Raw genomic sequence first — 22096 nt, 5'->3', positions numbered from 1 at the left:
CAAGAATCGATCGTCAATTTTTATGGTTACTGATCGGTTAACGTGATTTGGGCCGCGAGCGCAATGTCCGGTTTGTCGCAGAAATGAAATATTGTTCGATTATCCACCCTTCGGCGGAATCGTGGTTAAGGCCCCGATAGGGGCGTATCGCCCTGCCGGAGCACTGACGGGTTTAGGGCCTTCAGGCCTGGCGCCTTGCCTTCTCCTCCTCGATCAGCTTCACGAACCGGTCGAAGAGGTAGTGGCTGTCCTGCGGGCCGGGGGAGGCTTCAGGATGGTACTGCACGGAGAAGGCCGGGCGGTCGGTGAGCGCGATGCCGCAATTGGAGCCGTCGAAGAGGGAGACGTGGGTCTCCACTGCGTTCTCCGGCAGGCTCTCCGGGTCCACCGCGAAGCCGTGGTTCATCGAGGTGATCTCGACCTTGCCGGTGGTCCTGTCCTTCACGGGATGGTTCGCCCCGTGATGGCCCTGGTGCATCTTCTTGGTCTTGCCGCCCACGGCCAGGCTCAGCATCTGGTGGCCGAGGCAGATGCCGAAGGTCGGGATCTTCTCTTCCAGCACCTTGCGGATGACCGGCACCGCGTATTCGCCGGTCGCGGCCGGATCGCCGGGGCCGTTGGAGAGGAACACGCCGTCGGGCTTGAGGGCCAGGATGTCGTCGGCGGAGGCCGTGGCGGGCACCACCGTGACCTTGCAGCCGGCGCGGGCCAGCAGCCGCAGGATGTTGCGCTTCACGCCGTAGTCGATGGCGACCACGTGGTACTTGGCTTCCGCCTGCTTCTCGTAGCCCTGGCCGAGCTTCCAGGTCGTCTCGTCCCAGTCGAAGCGCTGACCGCTGGTGACCATGGGCACGAGGTCGAGGCCGTCCATGGAGGGCAGGGCGGCGGCGCGGGTCTTGAGCGCGTCGAGGTCGAACGCGCCGTTGGGATCGTGCGCGATCACCGCGTTGGGCATGCCCTTCTCGCGGATGAGCGCCGTGAGCGCCCGGGTATCGATGCCGGTCAGGCCGATGATGCCGCGGGCCTTCAGCCAGGCGTCCAGGTGGCGCGAGGCGCGCCAGTTCGACGGGTCCGTCACCGAGGCGGCCAGGATGGCGCCGCGCACGCCGGAGGACGAGGCGGCGTTGACGCTCTCGATGTCCTCGTCGTTGGCGCCCACATTGCCGATATGCGGGAACGTGAAGGTGATGATCTGGCCCGCATAGGACGGGTCGGTCAGGATTTCCTGATACCCGGTCATCGCGGTGTTGAAGCAGACCTCGCCGGTGGCCTCGCCGGTGGCGCCGATGCCGAAGCCTTCCAGCACCGTGCCGTCCTGGAGCACGAGAACGGCGGTTGCGCGCGGCTCCGTCCAGCCACCCGCTGTGTGTTTGTCTTGCAGCATCGTCATGATCTCTTTAAGTCCGAGCCCAATGGGGCGCGCTTGAGCAGGCCACCATGGGCCGCCCTTGAACTGTTCCTGTGACTTAAGGGGCCGTTCGCGTTCCGTCAACGCTCAGGCGCTTTAAAACACAAGGAGATATCCATGCTGCGCGATCGTTTCACGGCGGACATGAAGGAGGCCATGAAGGCCGGCGACAAGCGTCGCCTGGGCGCCATCCGCCTGATCCAGGCGGCGCTCAAGGACAAGGACATCGAGGCCCGCGGCAACGGCAAGGACCCGCTCTCCGACGAGGAGATCCTGGCGCTCCTGCAGAAGATGGTGAAGCAGCGCCAGGAATCGATCGCCATGTACGAGCAGGGCGGCCGCACGGAGCTGGCCCAGCAGGAGAAGGACGAGGTCGAGGTCATCTCCTCCTACCTGCCCAAGCAGATGGACGAGGCCGAGACCAGGGCCGCCATCGAGGAGGCCATCGCCGAGACCGGCGCCTCCTCGATGAAGGACATGGGCAAGGTCGTCGGCGCCCTGCGGGCCAAGTACGCCGGCCGCATGGATTTCGGCAGGGCGAGCGGCCTCGTGAAGGACATGCTGCCCAAGGGGTAAGCGCCCAGCTCAGGCGGCCGTCGCCTCGCCGGCGGCCGCAAGCGCGGCCAGGACGTCCCCCGTGGTCGCCACCTGGGCGAATTCGTAGCGCAGGGTCGCCACATGGGCCCGGTGGCTCTCGCGGGCGGGAACGACGCCGCCCGTGCCGTCCGGCAGGTCGAAGCAGTCGCAGGCATCCTCGACCAGAACCATCTCGTAGCCGAGATTCGCGCCCGTCCGCACCGTCGTGGACACGCACATATCCGTCGTTATGCCGAAGACCACGACCTTCCGCACGCCGAGCCGCTTCAGCCTGAGATCGAGGTCGGTTCCGATGAAGGCGGAGTTGACGCCCTTGGTCACCAGGGCCTCGCCGCCTTTCGGCCCGAAGCCCGGCCGGAAGGCGTTGCCCGGCTGCCCCGGCGCCAGGGTCGAGCCCGGCGTCACGGAATCGTGTCGCACGTGGATGATCGGCAGCCCGCGGGACCGCCACGCCTCGATGAGCGCCAGGCCGTTGGCGTCCACGGCCCCGTTCCAGCGGCGGGGCCAGGAGGGCAGGTCGAAAGCCTGCTGCATGTCGACCGGCAGAAGCACAGAATTCGCGTAATCCATGGGGAAACCTCAGTTGCCCTCCTGTCTTCGCGCGTCGTCGTGCCGGTTTCACTGGACAAGATGACCGGTGGGCCGGCTAAGTGCCGGTCGGGAAGCATCGGGGCGGCGGGAGCGTCATGCTGGACGAGAAAGACAGGATCCTGGTGGCGTCCTTGCGCCGGAATGCGCGGGAGAGCCTCGTCGGCCTTGCCCGCAGCGTCGGCCTGTCGCGCAGCGCCACGCAGGAGCGGATGCGCCGCCTGGAGCGCGAGGGCGTGATCAAGGGCTATACGGTGGAGCTCGCCTCCGAGCACGACCCGGCGGTGCGGGCCATGATCGCCGTCACCTTCGAGCCGGGTTTCCGCTGCAAGCACGTGGTGCCGCGCCTGTCGGGCATTCCCGAGATCACCGCCTGCCACTCGCTGACCGGCTCCATCGATCTCATGGTGATGGTGTCGTGCGACTCCAACGCGACCCTGGACCGGATCCGCGATGCCGTCGCCGCCGTGCAGGGCGTGGCCACGGCCACGACCCATATCGTCCTCGCGACCCCGTGGGCGCGGGACTAGGGAGCGCTAGGCGCTTCGGATCTCGCTCTCGCGCACGGCCCGTTCGGTCGCACCGCTCTTGATCCGGTACGAGAGTTCCCCGCTCTGGTCGGCGGGCATGAGCCGGACGACCTCGTAGACGCCGGTCGAGCTCGTCCGGGAATCGGCATAGGCGGGGTGCTTCAGCCGGATCATCTGCCGGACTTTGAACTTGTGGGACATCGGTCGGTCTCCTGGTGAGGGGCGGGGTGTTCGTTCTCCGGCGCGGGCGGGCGGATTACCGGATGCGCCGGATGCTGGTGATGGTGCCCTCGGGCAGGGTGCCCTGTTCCTGCTGGGCGCGGGCGATCGTGCCGACCACGCGGGTGTCGGCGGCCTGGGAAGGATTGTCGATCCACAGATAGGCTGTGCGGGCGTCGTCGTAGTTCACCAGGAACATCACGGATTTCGCGGGAGTGTATTTCCGAAAGGTGCTCATCGCTTCCTCTTCAGTTCGGCATCGAATGGGGGAGCAAACAAAAAAGCCGCTCCCAGGGGAGCGGCTCCTGATCAGGCGCTCGCGATGTGCGCCGGTTCATGCATTAGGCCGTCTGGATGTTGTTGACGGCGACCTTGCCGCTGCGGCGGTCCTCTGCGGTGTCGAAGGACACCTTCTGGCCTTCGCGAAGGCCGCGGATGCCGGCGCGCTCGAGAGCTGTGGCGTGGACGAACACGTCCTTGTCGCCGTTGTCCGGCTGGATGAAGCCGAAGCCCTTTTGGTCGTTGTAGAATTTCACGGTGCCCGTGTTCATGGGATATTCCTCAGTCATGTGTCAGTGCACGTGGGCGCAAGGGCGTGGCAACGCACGGCCTCGAACCCGGTTCGTCGATGTTTGGAAGAGTGTCTGAACGTGCGCCTGGCATGCCAAGGCGTAACGGCCCGATTGTCCGGCCAAATGTCGATAAAGAACATCTAGTGCCCATTCACGGCGAAAACAAGGCTCCGGGCCAAGAAAAATCCCGATCATGCGATATTTCATCTTAACGGAAGCCTGATTTTTCCGGGAAAAATCTCCGGAAATTCTGGGTTTATTCGTTATCGCCGGCGTGAAAAACGATCTTTCTGCTTGAAAATATCGGCGGAACGATCTATGTTGGGTTCATCTAAACGATCTGTTCGGCCTGCTCTCCGAAGCTCGTGATCGAGCACCGGGCCCGCTTTCCGCACTTTTGAAGTTTGGTCGCCGCGCATGATGCCGCGGCGCGCACATCGTTTTGCTCCGCAATCGATTTCAGTCACAACGAACAACGGCGGCACGGCCCTGGCCGAAGCCGCCCGAGGAAGAACCATGCAAACCCTTTTGCATTCCAAGCCCGCACCGGCCCTGTCGCGTCCCCTGACGAAGAAGAAGCTGCGCAAGCCCGTCTCCACGTGGCAGCCGCAGCAGACCATTCTCACCCGCGACGAGATCCGGGCGATCATCATCGACCAGATCGGCTGATCCGCCGGTCCGGCAGCCGGGGCTTCGCGCCCCGGCATGGGCCGCTCCCGCGGTCCCGAGACCTCCGCCTTCTCGACCCGGCCCGCCGTTTCCACGGCGATGGCCCTGCGCTCCCGCCCAGGCGAGACGCCCCGCATCCGGCCCGCTCCTCCGAGGGCAGGCGCCGCCAGGGGGCTCCCGCAACCGGCGCGGCCCGCTTGATTCCCTCCCGGTCCCGGACCTGCCCAGGCGCGCCGATAAAGCCGCGCCGCTCTCCCGCCATGAGGCGCGGAGCAGCCCCGACGACCCGCGCCGATGGCGCCCTTGTTCTCCTCCCCCTTACGGATTTCAGACCGCGCCGGCACCCCCACCCTGGCCCTCCCCACAAGGGAGAGGGAATGGCGGCGCGCCGGACAGCGCCGCATCCGGCACCGGACAGCGCCGCACCCGGCAAGCGCGCATTCCCTCACCCGGACCTGCGGTCCAACCTCTCCCCCACTGGTTTCGCCGGTTCGAAGGCTCACGCGGATGGCGCCGCGTTGCTCTCCTCCACGGTCTCGGCCTCGGTTCGAAGGCTCATGCGGATGGCGCCGACCGGCTCTCCTCCCCACGGACCTCGGGCTTGCCCGAGATCCGCATCCTCTTGCGCAAGTCGGGAACACCCGACTTGCGGTGGGGAGGAGGTGGAGGTGGATAGCCTATGAAGGCATGGCGCCGGCACCCCGGCCCTCCCCACAAGGGGGAGGGGAAAGAGGGTGCGCCGGATCCGAAGGCGGCGCGTCTCCCGGGCCCGACGGCCCGGCCTCTTCCATCGGAAGGGAGGAGCGGGGTCCCGGACATCCGCCGCGCCTGGAGCATCGTGCGGAACCGAAGGTCCGCGCCGGCGAAAAGCGGATCCGGTTTTCCGCTCGAACGGTGCTTTTCTTGAGGAGAAAGCATCGGACCGATCCCAAAAGGGCAAGTCCGCTTTTCCCGTCCGATGCTTCAGCGGCGCAGGGAGGCGCGCAGGGTGGCGCGGGTTTCGGCCCAGAGCTGGCGATGCTCGTGCATGTGCTCGGCCACCGCCTGGGCGAAGACGGTGCGTTTCTCGAAATAGCACGGCGGCCCGTAGCCGCCCTGGCAGCTCTCCTCCCGGCGGCAGGCGCGCTTGCGGCAGGTGGCGTGCACGCGCAGCACGTCGGACAGCCGCCGCAGGGCATCGTCGGCATCGGGAAGCTTGGACAGGATCGCGTCGGTGCGGTTCATGAATCGTCTCTCGGCAATGGCTGGCATGAAATGAAGTTTTGAAAACGGCACGCGCCTTCGGGCTCCGGGCCGGCTGGCCCGAAGCCGAAGAGCGATCGAGGGTGGCGCGACGTGCACTCGTCCGGCTCGATGGTGATGGTGGTGAAAGCGATGAACCGGACGGCACCTCGCGCACGGCTTCTTTAGGCGGACAGGCGGCCATGGTCCGTGCGCTGCCGCAGACGGACGCCGCAAGCCTGTTGCGGCCGGGTCTGCAACCAACGCCGGTCCCGAGGCTGATGCCTGGGCCTCCCGCCACAGGAGGGTGCGTTCCCCTCCTGCGCAGGACCGTGCCCGACCCCACAGTCACGACGCCTCGCGAGCGCGCCCCTCGGCGGGTCAGGCAGGAACGATATAGCTTAGCTTGTGGGGGGCGTCAAGAACAAAATGGGAACAAGGTATCAGCCATGATAAAGTACCCCAATAATCAAGCGTGCACTGTGGATGGTGCGAAAGCCGCGGTGCTCTTTGCCAATTGATAGGATCTGTGAGGAGCCAAGCCCGCCTATGCTTTCGAATTGGCATAGGTGAGCGAGGTCTCCCGGGAGCGGTGCTCCAACGCGCTTAAAAATACTTGATCCATCGTCTAGCGTTAGGGCGACTAGGGCATCTTGTTTCTTACTAAGGGTGCTGAGATCAATTCGCACACCTCCAAGAACAATTTGATTTTCAAGCGCTAGAGGCACTGCGCTATCTTCGATAACCCGAAAGGCACTCTCAACGCGCTTTAACACTCTCGTTGCATCGACCTGAATCGCCTCTTCTGGTCCCGGGCCGATACTAATGTCATGTTCAAAAATTATTCCCGCAACCTGATGTATTGCAATTTGCGGCTCTGATAAAAAAATAGTTTTGGGGGTTTTAGTCTGAGGATTGCGGACTTCAGCTGTTAGCCCAACAACGCTAGAATTTACCCCCCTCAAAAGCCTTCTTGCATAGACGTTGTCGGCATGGCGGGCGATCACCAACCTTCGGTCAGCGGCCGGACCTGGTATAGATTCAACAATCGCTAAAGCTCCAGTTGGTGCCGCAAATCCAAAATTGTCTCGACGGAGATAAAATACCGCCTTGTTGTCGAGTATCTGGGGATCAAGCGGCTCAGGGATATCCTGAGATTCACCCACGGGGGGGGCTTGGGTGAAAGCCGCCTAGTCAGGACACACCATGACTTCTAGCCCGGGATTAACCATAGGTTCTAGTGCGGGTATTGCCTCCACAGGCTCTTGATTGGACGGCGCATCTCGGCGGCGCCAACGGTAACACTCCTCATGCATCTGCTCAACAAGTTCTAAAAGTTCACCTAATTGATAGGAGCATTCTGCCACCTCAGCTGCCCTAATCTCTTGACGCTGCCCATGATGGGATTTGTTCATCAGAGTTAATACAGTAGAACCATCCATAAGCGCTTCGTGATCTACAAAGCGACGGAATACGTGGGCACTAAACATCCCTTGTGGTCCTGCTTTCACCATTGAACGTAATCGGCTTACGAAGCTTGCAAGAGTAGGATTAGCATTTGCCTTAGCCCATGCCGAGTGTGCTGGGCCATCAAACATATCTCCTAGTTTTGCCTCAAGAAAAACTCGGCAAACGTCTAGAAAGTCCCTAGCTGGCTCTTCCGCGTTCATATCCTTTTCGTGGCGGGCTTTACGCTCAAGAATAGACGGAAGAGGTGGTGTCGTCCGAACAACAGGTTGCTGATATGTGGCGGGATGAACTTCTAAATGGTCAATTCTTTTGATTCCAGAGATGCGAGAAACACATCCCGAAAATTTGGAGTCATAGGACGTGATAATCAGTTGGGCTCCTGCCTTAACTAGAGGAGTTAAGGATGTAGCTAGACGCTCGCGGTTCTCATCGTCGAGTAATTCTTGTGGGTCATCAAGTAATAAAGTTTTAAGACCGCCGCGTTCTTTGAGTACATGCTCCCAGAACGCAAGGTAAAAGCCGACAAGACTTGCGCGTAATGCAGAAGCGTTAGTTACGTGCTGTGCAGGTGCCGACACTCCTCCTGCTTCAATCACGAGATCTAACTCGCCCTTGCGTCCCATATTGGTATCAACCAACTTATGTGCTGTGTCGGGGAAGGCACCTAAGTAAATACGTGACCGCCACTTCGCTGCATCGGCGCGAAGAGTTTTTCTAAGCTGATCTACTTGTCGATCCGCCAAAAGCCCTAGATCTGAAAGGCTGGCTAGGGCGCTGCTAGCTAGTACATACTCGCTAAGTCGTTTCTCTGTAGTGCGCCTAGCTTTTAGCTGATCCCTAATACGGTCGCATTGAAGTAAGGCATCTGAAAGTGGCTTGGTGCCTCTGACCATCCTATCTAATGCCAGAAGCTTTCCTGCTAACGTGAGAGTTTCTGAAGCCTCTCCTTGCTCTACCAAGCGACCAAGGACGTGAGAGGAAATTTGACGTGCCAGTGGGTCGTTCTCTTTGCGCCATCTTGCAAAGCGAATAGCTCTATCGAGCCGCTTCAATGCTTGGCCTAACTCATCACAATTTGATGGAAGGCTTATCTCAGGTGCCTCGCTAAAATCTGATCGACTGACTGCAATGCTGTCAAAAGTAGCAGCAGTCTCTTTCTTCAGTTCAGATAAGACGCCACGAAATGGCTCAAGGCTGAAGAGTTCATCTACGACGGCTTTCCGTAGAAGGTCGCAAGGATGCGGTGGAAGTTCGGTTGATAGCTCTCTCTGAAGCGGCTCAGGTAGAAAGCGTATTAGGTATCCAAGAGCATGCTCGGACCATCGTTTAAGAGTTTGTGATAATAAAATTGCATCGGCCTTAGCATCTTGAAGATGAAGCCTAACGGGAGTGCCGGTTACAGGATCAAGCGCCTCCTTGAGGGAGCCACCGCAGATAGCGCAGATATCCCCACTAATCTGAGTGTCAGGATGCTCCTCAATCCACATCGCAACACAGGCGTAAAGGCGTGTGCGCGCAGCAACTGAAGGATCTCCTGCTAGAGCCTCAAGTGTATGGGCCTGTGCAAGAATTTCAGCTATTTTGTCTTCTGCCTCATCTAACTGGTCAGATGTGAGGAGCCTTAGGCCATTAAGCCTTGCTGCAGAGATTAGGTCCTGTGGACGACTCACATGGTCTAGTGCGCGGCCAATGTTTTTCTCTAGATCAGTGAGAAGTGCAGCATTTGATGGGCTGAATGCATCACCAAGTATGGAACTGGCGGCATCATAAGCGCGAAGCTTCGCTTCCCGAAAATGCTCTGTGATGTCATTAAGGGTCTGCTCGATTCCTTTGTCATCGGAAGGAGCTGGTATTGCTACATCTGGAGCTATATCAGGATGAGTCTCTATCTCTTTTTCAAGATCACTCTTTGCAACATTGTATGCAATATCTGTGCGCTCTAAATCTGCTGTCTTAGTCTTGATAAACTCCCCAATCTTGTTCTTTGCGCGTCTACTATGATTGGCGAGATCAACGAGCGCAGACAAGCCGGTAAGTTGAGATACAGCTCGTCCGAGTTCGGATTCGGTTCCAACTTTAATGAGGGGCAGAAGGCTTGGCATGATAGTGCCAATGCGGACTGCTATTGGGTCTATTCCAAGAACTGTTAGATCGGGGGCTATTTCACTAAGTTTGCCTTGAGCTGATCGGTGCTGGCTACGACGGATAGCAGGGAGAGGGGTCCCAAAGTCATCGACAAAGGTTAACTCTACCCAAGTGTCTGTAGGGACCCATGCTTGATCAGGTATATAGTGGTCCAAATTTGGCAGGGGAGTTACTGGCGAGAGCCGATGAGATGTGCGGTCTCGATCATCTGTTGCTGTAATCCAACATTCAAAATCGCGATCTGCCTTTTCAGGCTCGCGCTGAGGGCGCAGTACTTCACCTGTTAAAGCCCACACGATCGCATTGATAAGTGATGTTTTCCCCGATCCGTTCCTACCTTCGAACAACGTCAATGAACTGGAAAATTCATGGACGTAATTGTTTGGCGCTTCTCCAGGCGTGCCAAATTTATGCAGGCCTGCAAAGCGATGTGCTTCCACTTTTTTCAATATTAGATGGCGCTTATTAGCGCCTACTGGGCGTGCCGGAAGGGCAGTCAAATATGGTGGAGCTTCAAGGATTGTACTTACAAGATCTTCAGCGTGCGCCCCGGAAACATTAGCAGTCCAAGTGTCTGATCCTCTTTTCCGATACCAGTGAAGCGCACTGCGTGTGTGTTCGTCTGGTAAGGTAAAATCTTCTAATTCTCCAACTTGAACGGATCTCCCACTAATGAGATCTGTTAGGAGAGACTCAAGGCTATGCAGGTGAAGTGGTCTCGCTTCAAAGTCAGTCATAATCCCCCCAAACGTGCCGGTCGCCGCTATATTGACGGCTTAGATCCCAGCATCGTCTCTATAAGCTTGACCTTATCTCAACTATAAGCTTTGCGCGACCCCTGGATTGCGACGAGCGATAGAAATTTTCCAGATCTGGGGCACTTGGGCGCGAGACATAACTCCCATTTGCCCCCCAACCACCCGCCATGCTAACCCTCGAACCGGAACCGGGCGCACCCGGTTCTGGGGCTTAGAAACCCCTCACAAGGCGGTCGGCATCGACCGCAACGATGCCTCCTTGCCCTATGGCCGGGAGGTGTTGGCGCATGTCCAGGGCGCGAGCCTAAAGGCCAATGCGGCCGTCCTTGTGCGGTTTTCTAACTCCCGGCCACCAGCGCGCCGCTGGTGGCTGCTTCCCAGGGGAGTTGCAGCATGGACCAGCCGTATTCCGCCTTCGCGGATCTGCTCAACAAGTTTCACACGTCGTCGGATGCGATCCAGGCGCTCTGGCTCCTCGCGGTGCCGCTGACCGTGCTCGGCACGGCCTATTGCGTCATGCGCGCGATCCGCGAGATCGCGCTCGCCGTCATCGACAGGCGCGGCGCGTGGCAGGGCGAGCCGGTCTATGCGATCTACCGCGCGCCCGACGGGCGCTGGATGCTGCTGTCGCGCGGCGCGGTGCGGGAGCTGGCCCACGGGGACGAGGCGGAGCGGGAGCCCTATCCGAGCCTGACGCAGCATTGAGCCGCGCCGCCGCGACAGGAGCCGTCGGCGGCGCGGAGGATCGTCGAACGGCAGGCGGGGCGGACATGGTCCGCTTCGGAGAGGCCGCCCCGGCCCGGCGGCATGGCGCTCGAAACCCTCAGGCGCCTTTCATCTGGATCAGCTGAACGAGGTTGCCGCAGGTGTCGTCGAGCACCGCCATCCGGACCGGCCCGGCATCCATCGGTTCCCGGGCGAAGGAGACGCCGAGGGACACAAGCCTGTCGTATTCGGAATCGATGTCGTCGACCTGGAAGGAGGTTGCCGGGATGCCGTCCTCGACCAGCGCGGCCTTGTAGGGCTTGACGGCGGGATGGTCGCTCGGCTCGAGAAGCAGCTCCGTCCCGTCGGGATCTTCCGGCGAGACCACGGTCAGCCAGCGATGCTCCCCCACGGGCACGTCGTTCTTCACCCTGAAGCCCAGCAGGCGCGTGTAGAAGTCCAGGGCCTTCGACTGGTCGTCCACGAAGACGCTGGAAACATAGATCCTCATCGGGCTCTCCTTTCTAGAGGTGGTTGCGGAGCCACAGGCCGAACGCCTCCCGCAACGGGCCGGGATCGAGCGTGTGGAGCTTGGTTCGGCCCGACCACTCGACCCGGACGAGCCCGGCCTTCTGCAGCATGTCGAGATGCTGCGTGACCGCCTGGCGCGAGAGGGGCGCTCCATCGTCCGCAAACGACAGGGCGCAGATTTCGAACAGCGACTGTTTCGGACGCTCGCGCAGACGGTCGATGATCCTGCGACGGGTCGGGTCGCCGAGGGCCTTGAAGACGCGGTCGAGTTCATCATCGTTCACGGGGTTCAATATGCAATGAAATCATTGCATGTCAAGGCGCGTCGCGCGCCGCTCCGGATCGACAGGCAGCGCAGCCCGGCGCGGGCGTGCCCGGCGAAGCGGGATCGGGCCGATGGGGATGGGGCGGGGTAGGGGGCGAGCATCGCCCCGCCGGCGGCATCCGCCGCGAGGCCCGCCGAGCGGCCGGGGGAACCGCATCCCCGGCTTGAAAAAACCCTGTCCGCTGGGGACAGGGTTTCGAGTTTTCTCCTCGCCTTCGGGATGACAATCCGAAAAGCCTCCGCAGTAGGACATGCGGCCCCCGGCCTGTCAATATTGGATCCTGATTTTCAGTTAATCATGAGATCATAATCATAAAATTTATTATCATTCCTTGTGAATCCAAATAGTAGTACCACTTTCGATACTTTGAAAAATACCACGTTTACTTATGACGTGTTGCCGATTTGCTATAGGGGCTGCGGCCGAAATCGCCGTAAGCTGCGCCGGTTCCTCCTTGCACAAGGGTGACTCTCATGAGGAAGTGTTCTTCGAGTCTTCTCGCGGCCACGGCGATCTCGGCCCTGGCCATCTCGGCGGCCTCGGCGGCGGACCTGCCGGTCACGACGGCTCCTCCTCCGGCTCCGGTCATCGCCCCCGTTCCCATCTTCACCTGGTCGGGCTTCTACGTGGGCGCGAATGCGGGCTGGGGCTGGCGCGAGGACGACCGGGAGCCCGTGTTCCTGGCGCCCGGTCCGGGCATTCCGGCGGGGCTCTCCGGCACGCTGGTCTTCTCGAACAACAACGACGGCGGTTTCACCGGCGGCGGGCAGGTCGGCTACAACTATCAGCTCGGCTCGTTCGTGGTCGGTCTCGAGGCCGACATCCAGTGGGCCGACACGGACCAGGACCAGAACGTCCTCTTCGTGCCGGGCAACGGCTTCGCCGGAACCTTCGTGCCGGGCGTGTTCAACAGCAACGCGCCGGAATGGTGGGGCTCCGTGCGCGCCCGGCTGGGCGTCGCGTTCGACCGGGTGCTGGTCTACGGCACCGGCGGCTTCGCCTATACGGACGACAACACCGGCTGGGCGCTGGGCGGCGGCGTCGAATGGGCGCTGCCCGTGAACTGGTTCGGCTCCTCCGCCGTCACCTTCGGCCTCGAGGGCCTGTGGCTCACCTTCGAGGACGACGACAACAACTTCAACGGCCCCATCGGAACCTTCACGCCCGTCGGCGGGGAGCCCGTGGCCGTCACCGTGCCGGCGACGAACAACAACGACAGCGACTTCTTCGTGGCGCGCGCCAAGCTGAACTTCAAGTTCGGCACCTACTGAGCTTCCGTCTCCTCCCGCGATGGACTGGGCCCGGGGCGACCCGGGCTTTTTTTGCGGCGCCGGAGCCGCGATGCCGCGAGCCGCCGATCGCCCTAGCCACCCGCACGCGCCTGCCTGTAAGAGAGGCGGCGAACGAAAGCGGGAGATGCGGATGAAACCTGAGAGAAGCGAACGGCCGGAGCCGTCCGACGCCGAGGCGCGGCGGAAGCTGGCGCCCGTGATCTGCTATCCCGTGGACAGCCTGGCGCCGCCCGACCTTCCGGCCTATCGCGCCGCGCGGGAGGGCTGGGAGAAGGTGGACGAAGTGGTGGTGCCGCCGCGCGACGCGCGCTGCTTCACGGTGCCCGCCGGCTGCTTCTTCCGCATCGTCTCCATCGAGGGGCCGCAGGTCGGGGACCTGAACCTCTGGGCGGCGGACGACATCGGCGAGCGCTTCTTCTCCGGCAAGACCCGGGCGCTGCACGGCACGCATCTCTCCACCGGAGACCGGCTCTGGTCGAACCTGCCGCATCTGCGGCCGATGGCGACGATCACGCAGGACACCCTCGACTGGTACGGCTTCGACGAATACGGCGGCTCCGTGCACGATGTGATCGGCACGCGCTGCGATCCCTACACGCACCGGCTCCTCTCCGGCGGCGACTATCATCATTGCTGCCACTCCAACCTCACGCGGGCCCTGGCCCATCGCCTGGGCCGCCCCCTCGCGGCGGTGGAGCCCGCGGTGCACGACGTGCTCAACGTGTTCATGTGCACCGGCTTCACCCGCGACACGGGCCAGTACTTCATGAAGGCGAGTCCCGTGCGGCCGGGGGACTTCCTGGAATTCTTCGCCGAGATCGATCTGCTCGGCGCCCTCTCAGCGTGCCCCGGCGGCGATTGCAGCACCGAGCATTCCAGCGACACGGCGGCCTGCCACCCCCTGCTCGTCGAGATCTACCGCCCGAAGGCGCCGCCCGAGGGCTGGGTTCCGCCCGCCCGCAACGGCTACGGCGGGAGCCACGGCGAAAGCGCGCCCGGCGGCGCATAGCCGGGCGCGGGGTTCACCCCGGGCTTTTTCGCGGTGCCGGAACGACGACGTTCGGAACTCAGCCGGCTTTCTTTGCCTTTGGGTTCGTCGGCCCGGCTTTCCGAGCCTCTTTCATGTAGGCTCGCAACACCGCATTCATGCGGCGCTGATACCCTGTCCCTTGCTGCTTGAAGAAATTCAGCACGTCCTCGTCCACCCGGATGGAGATGGGAAGCTTGCGGGGAGGGGAGGCGACTTCAGCCTTCGACCAGTCGATCTGCTGGAAACCTGTTTCATCCGGATCGTCAGTCGCAGCGGCCTCGATCTCCTCGTCCGACAGGGCATCGATGCGCGCCCAATCGGTGCGGGAGGTCAGGCGCTCCAGACGCCCATCCTCATGCTCGACAATGCTCGTCCCATCGTCCAGCGATGCGACGTGACGGACAATTCTTTCACGGTCCATATCGTTGTCGCTCCTCTCTTCGCGCCATCCTGGCCGAGATGACGCGGACGGTTTCGCCCCGCCACGTGTAGATCACGGCGATCACCCGGCCTTTGCAGCGGCCGATGATCAGATAGCGGTCTTCCTCATGTTCGGCCCTTGATCGGAAGGATAACGCATCGGGGTCTCCAAAGACCTCGATGGCGTCCAGGAAATCGATGCCGTGTTTTTCGATGTTCGAGCGTCGCTTGCGCTCGTCCCAGTCGAAATTCAGTTCTCCTCCGGTCAAACAGAAATCCTTCGTTTGAGGACAAGAGTCCTCTGACCACGATGATCCTTCGTGGCACCCCGGCCCATTTCAGTTCGACGCCCTGCAGCCGTTCTTTGAAGGCCGCTTATGCCATGTCCAAGTTGGGCCTGAAGGGCCGTCCTGGATCAGCAAGGCTGTATATACAACCATATGTACAAAAATGCAACTCCGATACGTGGAGGTCAGCGACGAGGCGTAACCCAGACCTTTGGGCGGCAAGGAAATCGGCCCTGTGGATTGCGGGCACAGCCGCGCCTTTCATTCTTTGCTAAGCCCGCCCTAGTTTATGGAACAGGTTTGGAGAAACCGCCTCGTGCGCTACCCGCCTCACGTCCTCGAAGAGATCCGCGCCCGGCTGCCGGTTTCGGCCGTCGTGGGCAAGCGCGTGCGCCTGAAGAAGGCGGGGCGGGAATGGAAGGGGCTCTCGCCCTTCAACGCCGAGAAGACGCCGTCCTTCTACGTGAACGACCAGAAGCAGTTCTATCATTGCTTCTCCTCCGGCAAGCACGGGGACATCTTCACCTTTCTCATGGAGACCGAGGGGCTGTCCTTTCCCGAGGCCGTGGAGCGGCTGGCCGGGGAGGCGGGCGTGCCGCTGCCCAAGCTCTCCCGGGAGGACCGGGCCGAGGAGGTCAAGCGCAAGAGCCTCTACGACGTGATGGAGCTGGCGGCGGAGTTCTTCGAACATTCGCTCCAGGGTCGGTTCGGAGCCAAGGCGCGGGACTACCTCGCCGGGCGCGCCCTGAGCCGCGAAACCCAGGCGCGCTTCCGCATCGGCTACGCGCCGCCCGAGCGCTTCGCGCTGCGCGACCACCTCGCCGCCAAGGACGTCTCCATCGAGATGATGGTGGAGGCGGGGCTCCTCTATTCCGGCGAGGACGTGAAGGTGCCCTACGACCGCTTCCGCGACCGGGTCATGTTCCCGATCTGCGACATGCGCGGCCGGGTGATCGCCTTCGGCGGCAGGGCCATGAGCGCGGACGTCTCGGCCAAGTACCTCAACTCGCCCGATACGCCGCTCTTCAACAAGGGCAGGCTCCTCTACAACTACCATCTCGCCCGCCAGCCCGCCCACGACAAAGGCACCGTGATCGCGGTGGAGGGCTATGTGGACGTGATCTCCCTGAGCGTGGCGGGGTTTCCCAACGCGGTGGCGCCCCTGGGCACGGCCCTCACGGAGGACCAGCTCGCCCTGCTGTGGCGCATGGCCGAGGAGCCCATCCTGTGCTTCGACGGCGACAAGGCCGGGCGGCGGGCGGCCTACCGGGCCCTCGACGTCGCCCTGCCGAACCTGACCGCCGGCAAGTCCCTGCGCTTCGCCATCCTGCCCGAGGGGCAGGATCCGGACGACCTCGCCCGGGCGGGCGGCGCGCCCGCCGTGGAGCGGGTGCTGGCCTCGGCGCGGCCGCTGGTCGACGTCCTCTGGGGGCGGGAGATGGAGGCCGGGCCCCTCGACACCCCCGAGCGGCGGGCCGGGCTGGAGCAGCGCATCCGCGAATCACTCGGGGTGATTCGCGACGAGACCCTCAAGCGTTACTATCGGGAAGAGATGGAAAACCGCCTCTCGGCCCTCAATCCCGACCCGCGCGGCGGGCGTTTCAACCGCCAGGGCGGGGGGCAGCGGCGCGACCGCCGCGGGCCTGCTCCGGTGTCGCCCGGCAGCCGCGTGAGCATCTCGCCGCTCCTGGCGCGCAGCCCGCTCTTCAACGGCACCACGGTGGAAACGCCCCGCGAGGCGATGATCCTGGGCACCTTCCTGGTGCATCCCGAACTGCTGCAGAATCATGCGGAAACCCTTGCAGAGCTTGAACTTGAGGGCCGGGCTTCCCAACTGATACGGAACCTGCTGCTCGACGGCGCGGCCTCCGGAAACCCCGTGGACCTGTCGGTCATGCGGGCCCGGCTGGAACGGGCGGGCCTGGGGCAGGCGGCCGAGCGCCTCCTGGCGCTTGTCCGCCCCGGCGACCGCTGGATGCTGGATCCGCACGCGGATTCCTTGCGGCTTGAGGACGCATTGCGGCAGGCGATCACCTTGCATCGTCGCGCCCGCACGTTACATAGCGAGCTTCGGGCTGCTGAACGCGCACTCGCCGAAGAGGACAACGAGGCCAATCTCGCCTGGCTGCGAGAGGTCCAAAACCAACTGTCCTCCGTCGAGGGTGCCGAGGCCGACCTGGACAACGGAGTTGTCCACCGTGACCACTGACACACGAGGAGTCAGGGCGCGGCAAGGTGGAGCACTGCGGGTTGAGCGGGGGATGGTTAACGGTTAGTCAAGCGACTTACTGTTTTATTATTGGGAATGACGTTCGGGTGGTGAAGCCGTCACGCTTTGCCGCCCATTCGCGCATCGCCGGTCTTTCCAGGGACGCCGGTGGGGCGCCGGAGTAGAGCAAAAGCATGGCAACCAAGGCAACCGAACGGGACGAAGGCGAGACGACGGCTCCGGAGCAACAGACCGACGGGCCTCTTCTCGACCTGACTGATGCCGCTGTTCGGCGGATGATCAAGCTCGCGAAGAAGCGGGGCTATGTCACCTACGACGAGCTGAACGAGGTTCTGCCCTCCGAGGAGTTCTCCTCGGAGCAGATCGAGGACGTGCTTGGCCAGCTCTCCGAGATGGGCATCAACGTGGTCGAGGCCGAGGAGGCCGAGGAAGGCCAGCCTGCGGAAGCGGAGGAGGAGGAAGCCGAAGGCGGCGACCTCGTCGAGGCTTCCCAGTCGCGCGCCGTCGCCGTGCGCGAGACGACGGCCAAGGAGCCGACGGACCGCACGGACGATCCGGTGCGCATGTATCTGCGCGAGATGGGCTCGGTGGAGCTTCTCTCCCGCGAGGGCGAGATCGCCATCGCCAAGCGCATCGAGGCCGGCCGCGAGGCCATGATCGCGGGTCTCTGCGAGAGCCCGCTGACCTTCCAGGCCATCATCATCTGGCGCGACGAGCTCGTCGAGGGCCGGGTGCTCCTGCGCGACATCATCGACCTGGAGGCGACCTATGCGGGTCCCGACGGGAAGGGTGCGCCGCGCGAGGACATGCCGGACGGCGGCGACGAGGAGCAGGCCGTCGCCGGCGAGGGCGACGAGGCCGCCCCGCCCGAGGGCGAGCTCGACGAAGACGACATGGAGAACAACGTGTCGCTCTCGGCCATGGAGGCCGAGCTGAAGCCGCGCGTGCTCGAAACCTTCGACTCCATCGCCGACAACTACAAGAAGCTGCGCCGCCTGCAGGTCGAGCATGTGGAACAGCGCATGCAGAACAAGCAGCTGACGCCGGCTCAGGAGCGCAAGTACAAGTCGCTCAAGAGCGACATCGTCACGTCGGTCAAGTCGCTGTCGCTGAACAACAACCGCATCGAGGCCCTGGTCGAGCAGCTCTACGACATCAACAAGCGGCTCATCTCCCATGAGGGCCGCCTGATGCGTCTGGCCGAAAGCCACGGCGTCGCCCGCGAGGAGTTCCTCAAGCACTACCAGGGCTGGGAGCTGGACCCGAAATGGGTGCTGCGCGTCTCCAAGCTCGGCGGCCGCGGCTGGCGGGACTTCGTCGCCAACGCCAAGGACCAGATCCACGACCTGCGCGAGAACATCCACAATCTGGCGAGCGAGACCGGCCTGGAGATCCAGGAGTTCCGCCGCATCGTCATGATGGTGCAGAAGGGCGAGCGCGAGGCCCGTCAGGCGAAGAAGGAAATGATCGAGGCCAACCTGCGCCTCGTGATCTCCATCGCCAAGAAGTACACGAACCGCGGCCTGCAGTTCCTGGACCTGATCCAGGAGGGCAATATCGGCCTCATGAAGGCGGTCGACAAGTTCGAGTACCGGCGCGGCTACAAGTTCTCGACCTACGCCACCTGGTGGATCCGGCAGGCGATCACCCGCTCGATCGCCGACCAGGCCCGCACCATCCGCATTCCGGTGCACATGATCGAGACGATCAACAAGATCGTCCGCACCTCGCGCCAGATGCTGCACGAGATCGGTCGCGAGCCGACCCCGGAGGAACTGGCCGAGAAGCTGGCCATGCCGCTGGAGAAGGTGCGCAAGGTCCTGAAGATCGCCAAGGAGCCGATCTCCCTCGAAACGCCCATCGGCGACGAGGAGGATTCGCATCTCGGCGACTTCATCGAGGACAAGAACGCGATCCTGCCCATCGACGCGGCGATCCAGTCGAACCTGCGCGAGACCACGACCCGCGTGCTGGCGTCCCTCACGCCGCGCGAGGAGCGCGTCCTGCGCATGCGCTTCGGCATCGGCATGAACACCGACCACACCCTCGAGGAGGTCGGCCAGCAGTTCTCGGTCACCCGCGAGCGTATCCGCCAGATCGAGGCCAAGGCCCTGCGCAAGCTGAAGCACCCGTCGCGGAGCCGGAAGCTCAGGAGCTTCCTGGACAACTAGGAACACGAAAGGCGGGCTTCGGGCCCGCCTTTTTTGTTGGTCGCTTCACCAGCCGGGGTTCAGTCCATGCAAACGTTCGAGGCATGGTTCGACGGTGCCGATTACAGCGTTGCTTTGATGTCCCTGAGCGAGGTTGCTCGGCTGAAAGCCCATGGCGGTTGGCTACAGGAGCCTGTCTTCCTTCACAGGATACGGGCCGCATCGCTCGAGGAGGCCGTGGATGTGCATCGAGAGAAGATGGACTGGGACAACTTCGCCGACCAGACGGACCTGATCGAGACCTGCTCTGGGTGCGGAGTCGGCTTCTTTCCGAAGCGGTCGGCCTCATGCCCGAACTGCTCCGATGAGCCGTAACAGGAAACGGTCTCGGCCAAGAGGCACGTCTTAGGCTAGGCAAAGAAGAAAAACACCACCCCGCCCGCCGCAACCGCCGTGAGGCTTGCGCCCGATACGATCCAGCCTGCTTTCGGCGCCCCGAAGAAGAAGGTCAGGGCGGCTTTCGAGGCCGTGTTGACGGCGACCGCGACGGCGATGGCGAGCGTCGCCGTGACGATGGCGATGCCCTCGTGGGACTGGCGCGCGAGCGAGAGCGTGATCGCGTCCACGTCGGCGATGCCCGAAATGGCGGCGAGCGCCGTGAGACCGCTGCCGCCCAGGGTGTCGCCGATCCATTTCGTGAGCAGGTTGATCGCGCCGATCAGGGCGGCGAGCTTCAGGGCCATGCCGAGATCGAACGGGTTGCGGATGTTCAGGACCGGGTGCTCCCGGCCGTCGTCCCGGTTCGTCAGGAAGAGGATGGCCGCCGCCGCCAGGAGCACGAGGCCCGCCGCCCCCAGGGGCCATGCGAGGGGAAGGAGGAGGGCGCCGTTGAGGGCGCTCGCCACGATCAGCACCCGTGCGACCATGACCGTGCCCGCGAGCAGGATGCCGGCGGCGAGAAGCGGGCTCGCGGCCGGGTGCTCGCGCGCCATGCGCGCCAGCGTCACCGTCGTCGCGGTCGAGGAGGCCAGGCCGCCCGCGGCCGCGGCCAGGGCGACGCCGGCCTGGCTGCCCATGATGCGCACCGCGACGTAGCCCGCGAACGAGATCGCCGCGATGAGGATGGCCAGCAGCCAGATCTCGGCCGGGTTGATGGCGCCCCAGGGATCGACGGTCCTGTTGGGCAGGAGCGGCAGCGCCAGGAAGGTCATCGCCAGGAGGATCAGGACGGAGCGGACCTCCAGCCAGGTGATCCGCCTCAGCCAGCTGTGCAGCGGTTTCTTCAGCGCCAGGATGAGCATCACGGTCACGCCCGCTGCGACCGCCACGGTGAGATCGCCGAGGATCGCATAGGCACCGAGCGCGAAGGTGAGGAGCCCCGCGACGACGCCGGTCACGCTGAAATTCTGCTCCGCCTTGGCTTCGAGCCACGAGAAGGCGCTGAAGCCGATGGCGAAGCCGAAGAAGGCCAGGCCGAGGAAGACGGGGCTGGTATGGGTGGCGAGGATGGCGCAAAGCCCGCCCAGCAGGGCCGTCAGCGTATAGGTGCGCAGGCCCGCGGTGCGTTCGCCCTCCGCCTCCTCGCGCTGCTTCCACCCGCGCTCCAGGCCGATCATCAGGCCGATCGCCAGCGCCACGGCAAGGCGGAAGAGAAGGGGGGAGTCGGTCATGCAGGGTCCCGGCCATCACCGGCCCGGTTCCGGCGAAAGTCCGGCCCGGGCGTGTCGCCGCTTCCTAGCACGACCTTGGCCGTGCCGGCACTCCGCAATCCTCCGGAGGCCTACTGCGCCGCCGGAGCCTCCGCGGGCGCTCCCCCGGTCGAGCCGGTGGTCGCCGGGCCCTCCTGCGGCGGCGGTTCGACCGCCGGGACGATGCCGTCCGCCAGAAGCGCGTGGAGCGCCTGCATGTGCCCGTCCTGCCGCGACGGTTCGGTGGGATCGGAGGTCATGACCACGGTCAGCGCCAGGCTCGGCACCACGAAGAGCATCTGCCCGCCATAGCCCCAGGCGTAGTGGACCGGATGGCCGCGCACCTCGCGCATGAACCAGCCGTAGCCGTAGCTGTCGCCGGTGAAGGGCGAGGCGGTCCGCGGCGTCCAGGATTCCCTGATCCAGTCTTCGGACAGGACACGCTTACCGTCGATCACGCCGCCCAGCCGGTACATCTCGCCGAAGCGCAGGAGGGCGCGGGGCGAGAGCGCCATCTCGTTGCCGCCGAGATAAATGCCCTGCGGGTCGCGCGTCCAGGGCGCGATGTTGATGTCGAGGGGATCGCCCAGCCAGTCGCGGGCGAGATCGAGGGTGCTGCGCTTCGAGGCCCGCGTGAGCATGGCCGAGAGCAGATGGGTGTTGCCGGTGGAATAGAGCATCCGGCCACCGGGCTCGTCGACCATCGGGCGCGACAGGGCGTAGCGCACCCAGTTGCCGCTGCTGACCCAGGCGCCGTAGTTGCGGCCGGAGGTGCGCTCCAGCCCCGAGCGCATCGAGAGAAGATGGCCGACGGTGATTTCGTCCACGCGGTCGTCCGCGTCCTCCGGAATGCTCGATTCGAAGATCGACGCGACCGTCTGATCGACGCCCTTCAGGACGCCCTTGTCGATGGCGATGCCGACCAGGGCCGAGAGCACCGTCTTCGAGGCCGACTTGATGTTCACCGGGCGGTCGAGGGCGGGGCCGCGAAAGACCTGCTCGGCCACGACGGAGCCGTCATGGGAAACGATCATGGAATGCAGGTTCGGCAACTCCTTGGCCCGCTCCACCGTCTGTTCGAGCAGGGCCGTATCGGGCTTGCGGGGAGGGGCGGGCGTCTCTGCGGAAGGCGGCGCGGCAGGCTGGGCCGTCGCGCCGGGCGCGACGGCCGACAAGGCAAGGACGACGATGCCGATCTTCGGCACCTGAAGGCTGCTGAGGCGGATCATGCGGCTCCTCGGTTCGCGGATGTCATCCCCC

General features: G+C 63.4%; 23 protein-coding genes. 9 read left to right on the top strand and 14 right to left on the bottom strand.

Going from position 1 to position 22096, the window contains the following annotated elements; all coding sequences use genetic code 11:
- Positions 1-181 precede the first annotated feature (181 nt).
- Positions 182-1384, bottom strand: a complete 1203-nt coding sequence (gene carA / locus LGR44_RS00920; protein ID WP_226736251.1) for a glutamine-hydrolyzing carbamoyl-phosphate synthase small subunit — start codon at positions 1382-1384, stop codon at positions 182-184.
- 141 nt (positions 1385-1525) lie between these two features.
- Between carA and LGR44_RS00915 the strand changes: the two genes are divergently transcribed.
- Entirely contained in the window at positions 1526-1984 is a 459-nt protein-coding gene (locus tag LGR44_RS00915) for a GatB/YqeY domain-containing protein (protein WP_226736249.1), read from the top strand.
- A 9-nt stretch (positions 1985-1993) separates the two neighbouring features.
- Here LGR44_RS00915 and LGR44_RS00910 read toward each other — a convergent pair whose 3' ends face one another.
- Positions 1994-2575 (bottom strand): cysteine hydrolase family protein, encoded by a 582-nt coding sequence (locus LGR44_RS00910; protein WP_226736246.1) that lies wholly within the window; start codon positions 2573-2575, stop codon positions 1994-1996.
- Between the two features lie 116 nt (positions 2576-2691).
- Between LGR44_RS00910 and LGR44_RS00905 the strand changes: the two genes are divergently transcribed.
- Positions 2692-3123: an Lrp/AsnC family transcriptional regulator gene (locus tag LGR44_RS00905; RefSeq protein WP_226736244.1), complete on the top strand. Its 432-nt coding sequence runs from the start codon at positions 2692-2694 to the stop codon at positions 3121-3123.
- A 6-nt stretch (positions 3124-3129) separates the two neighbouring features.
- On the opposite strand, the gene LGR44_RS00900 is transcribed toward LGR44_RS00905, so the two are convergent.
- The 3 genes from LGR44_RS00900 to LGR44_RS00890 all read right to left on the bottom strand — a co-directional run bounded on the left by LGR44_RS00900 (position 3130) and on the right by LGR44_RS00890 (position 3893).
- Entirely contained in the window at positions 3130-3324 is a 195-nt protein-coding gene (locus LGR44_RS00900; RefSeq protein WP_226736241.1) for a hypothetical protein, read from the bottom strand.
- A gap of 55 nt (positions 3325-3379) precedes the next feature.
- Complete coding sequence (locus LGR44_RS00895; RefSeq protein ID WP_226736239.1) at positions 3380-3580, bottom strand: hypothetical protein; 201 nt, start codon at positions 3578-3580, stop codon at positions 3380-3382.
- Positions 3581-3683: 103 nt separating this feature from the next.
- Positions 3684-3893 carry a cold-shock protein gene (locus LGR44_RS00890; protein ID WP_226736237.1) on the bottom strand — a complete coding sequence of 70 codons (210 nt, stop codon included), beginning with the start codon at positions 3891-3893 and terminating at the stop codon, positions 3684-3686.
- Positions 3894-4430: 537 nt separating this feature from the next.
- On the opposite strand from LGR44_RS00890, the gene LGR44_RS00885 reads away from it, so the two are divergent.
- Positions 4431-4583: a hypothetical protein gene (locus LGR44_RS00885; RefSeq protein ID WP_226736234.1), complete on the top strand. Its 153-nt coding sequence runs from the start codon at positions 4431-4433 to the stop codon at positions 4581-4583.
- A 963-nt stretch (positions 4584-5546) separates the two neighbouring features.
- Here LGR44_RS00885 and LGR44_RS00880 read toward each other — a convergent pair.
- The 3 genes from LGR44_RS00880 to LGR44_RS00870 form a co-directional block, all read right to left on the bottom strand.
- A complete protein-coding gene (locus LGR44_RS00880; protein WP_226736232.1) occupies positions 5547-5807 on the bottom strand; it encodes a hypothetical protein in 261 nt (86 codons plus the stop codon).
- A 440-nt stretch (positions 5808-6247) separates the two neighbouring features.
- Positions 6248-6970: a hypothetical protein gene (locus LGR44_RS00875; RefSeq protein WP_226736230.1), complete on the bottom strand. Its 723-nt coding sequence runs from the start codon at positions 6968-6970 to the stop codon at positions 6248-6250.
- A 24-nt stretch (positions 6971-6994) separates the two neighbouring features.
- On the bottom strand, positions 6995-10156 hold the full coding sequence (locus LGR44_RS00870; protein WP_226736228.1) for an ATP-binding protein: 3162 nt from the start codon (positions 10154-10156) through the stop codon (positions 6995-6997).
- A 414-nt stretch (positions 10157-10570) separates the two neighbouring features.
- Between LGR44_RS00870 and LGR44_RS00865 the strand changes: the two genes are divergently transcribed.
- A complete protein-coding gene (locus LGR44_RS00865) occupies positions 10571-10882 on the top strand; it encodes a hypothetical protein (RefSeq protein ID WP_226736226.1) in 312 nt (103 codons plus the stop codon).
- A 118-nt stretch (positions 10883-11000) separates the two neighbouring features.
- Here LGR44_RS00865 and LGR44_RS00860 read toward each other — a convergent pair whose 3' ends face one another.
- Both LGR44_RS00860 and LGR44_RS00855 read right to left on the bottom strand, forming a co-directional pair.
- The gene (locus LGR44_RS00860; RefSeq protein WP_226736224.1) at positions 11001-11393 is read right to left on the bottom strand and encodes a VOC family protein; all 393 of its coding nucleotides are present in this window, start codon (positions 11391-11393) and stop codon (positions 11001-11003) included.
- Positions 11394-11406: 13 nt separating this feature from the next.
- A complete protein-coding gene (locus LGR44_RS00855) occupies positions 11407-11697 on the bottom strand; it encodes an ArsR/SmtB family transcription factor (RefSeq protein ID WP_226736222.1) in 291 nt (96 codons plus the stop codon).
- Between the two features lie 515 nt (positions 11698-12212).
- Between LGR44_RS00855 and LGR44_RS00850 the strand changes: the two genes are divergently transcribed.
- Positions 12213-13010, top strand: a complete 798-nt coding sequence (locus LGR44_RS00850; RefSeq protein ID WP_226736220.1) for an outer membrane protein — start codon at positions 12213-12215, stop codon at positions 13008-13010.
- A gap of 151 nt (positions 13011-13161) precedes the next feature.
- Positions 13162-14040, top strand: coding sequence for an urea carboxylase-associated family protein (locus LGR44_RS00845; RefSeq protein ID WP_226736217.1), 879 nt, complete (start codon positions 13162-13164; stop codon positions 14038-14040).
- A 58-nt stretch (positions 14041-14098) separates the two neighbouring features.
- Here the strand turns inward: LGR44_RS00845 and LGR44_RS00840 are convergent, their stop codons facing one another.
- Positions 14099-14482 carry a BrnA antitoxin family protein gene (locus LGR44_RS00840; RefSeq protein ID WP_226736215.1) on the bottom strand — a complete coding sequence of 128 codons (384 nt, stop codon included), beginning with the start codon at positions 14480-14482 and terminating at the stop codon, positions 14099-14101.
- A complete protein-coding gene (locus LGR44_RS00835; protein ID WP_226736214.1) occupies positions 14472-14750 on the bottom strand; it encodes a BrnT family toxin in 279 nt (92 codons plus the stop codon). The genes LGR44_RS00840 and LGR44_RS00835 overlap by 11 nt, the downstream gene beginning before the upstream one ends.
- Positions 14751-15084: 334 nt before the next feature.
- Between LGR44_RS00835 and dnaG the strand changes: the two genes are divergently transcribed.
- The 3 genes from dnaG to LGR44_RS00820 all read left to right on the top strand — a co-directional run bounded on the left by dnaG (position 15085) and on the right by LGR44_RS00820 (position 19523).
- Positions 15085-16977, top strand: coding sequence for a DNA primase (dnaG, locus tag LGR44_RS00830; protein ID WP_226736212.1), 1893 nt, complete (start codon positions 15085-15087; stop codon positions 16975-16977).
- Between the two features lie 194 nt (positions 16978-17171).
- Positions 17172-19169, top strand: a complete 1998-nt coding sequence (rpoD, locus tag LGR44_RS00825) for an RNA polymerase sigma factor RpoD (RefSeq protein ID WP_226736210.1) — start codon at positions 17172-17174, stop codon at positions 19167-19169.
- A gap of 66 nt (positions 19170-19235) precedes the next feature.
- Positions 19236-19523, top strand: a complete 288-nt coding sequence (locus LGR44_RS00820; protein WP_226736208.1) for a hypothetical protein — start codon at positions 19236-19238, stop codon at positions 19521-19523.
- Between the two features lie 35 nt (positions 19524-19558).
- Here LGR44_RS00820 and LGR44_RS00815 read toward each other — a convergent pair whose 3' ends face one another.
- Both LGR44_RS00815 and LGR44_RS00810 read right to left on the bottom strand, forming a co-directional pair.
- Positions 19559-20818 (bottom strand): MgtC/SapB family protein, encoded by a 1260-nt coding sequence (locus LGR44_RS00815; RefSeq protein WP_226736206.1) that lies wholly within the window; start codon positions 20816-20818, stop codon positions 19559-19561.
- Positions 20819-20928: 110 nt separating this feature from the next.
- Positions 20929-22065, bottom strand: coding sequence for a serine hydrolase domain-containing protein (locus LGR44_RS00810; protein WP_226736204.1), 1137 nt, complete (start codon positions 22063-22065; stop codon positions 20929-20931).
- Positions 22066-22096: the final 31 nt, after the last annotated feature.

Origin of the sequence: Microvirga lenta (genome assembly GCF_020532555.1) — a bacterium.
GTDB classification, from domain to species: domain Bacteria; phylum Pseudomonadota; class Alphaproteobacteria; order Rhizobiales; family Beijerinckiaceae; genus Microvirga; species Microvirga lenta.
This window is presented reverse-complemented; position numbering and strand designations above follow the sequence as displayed.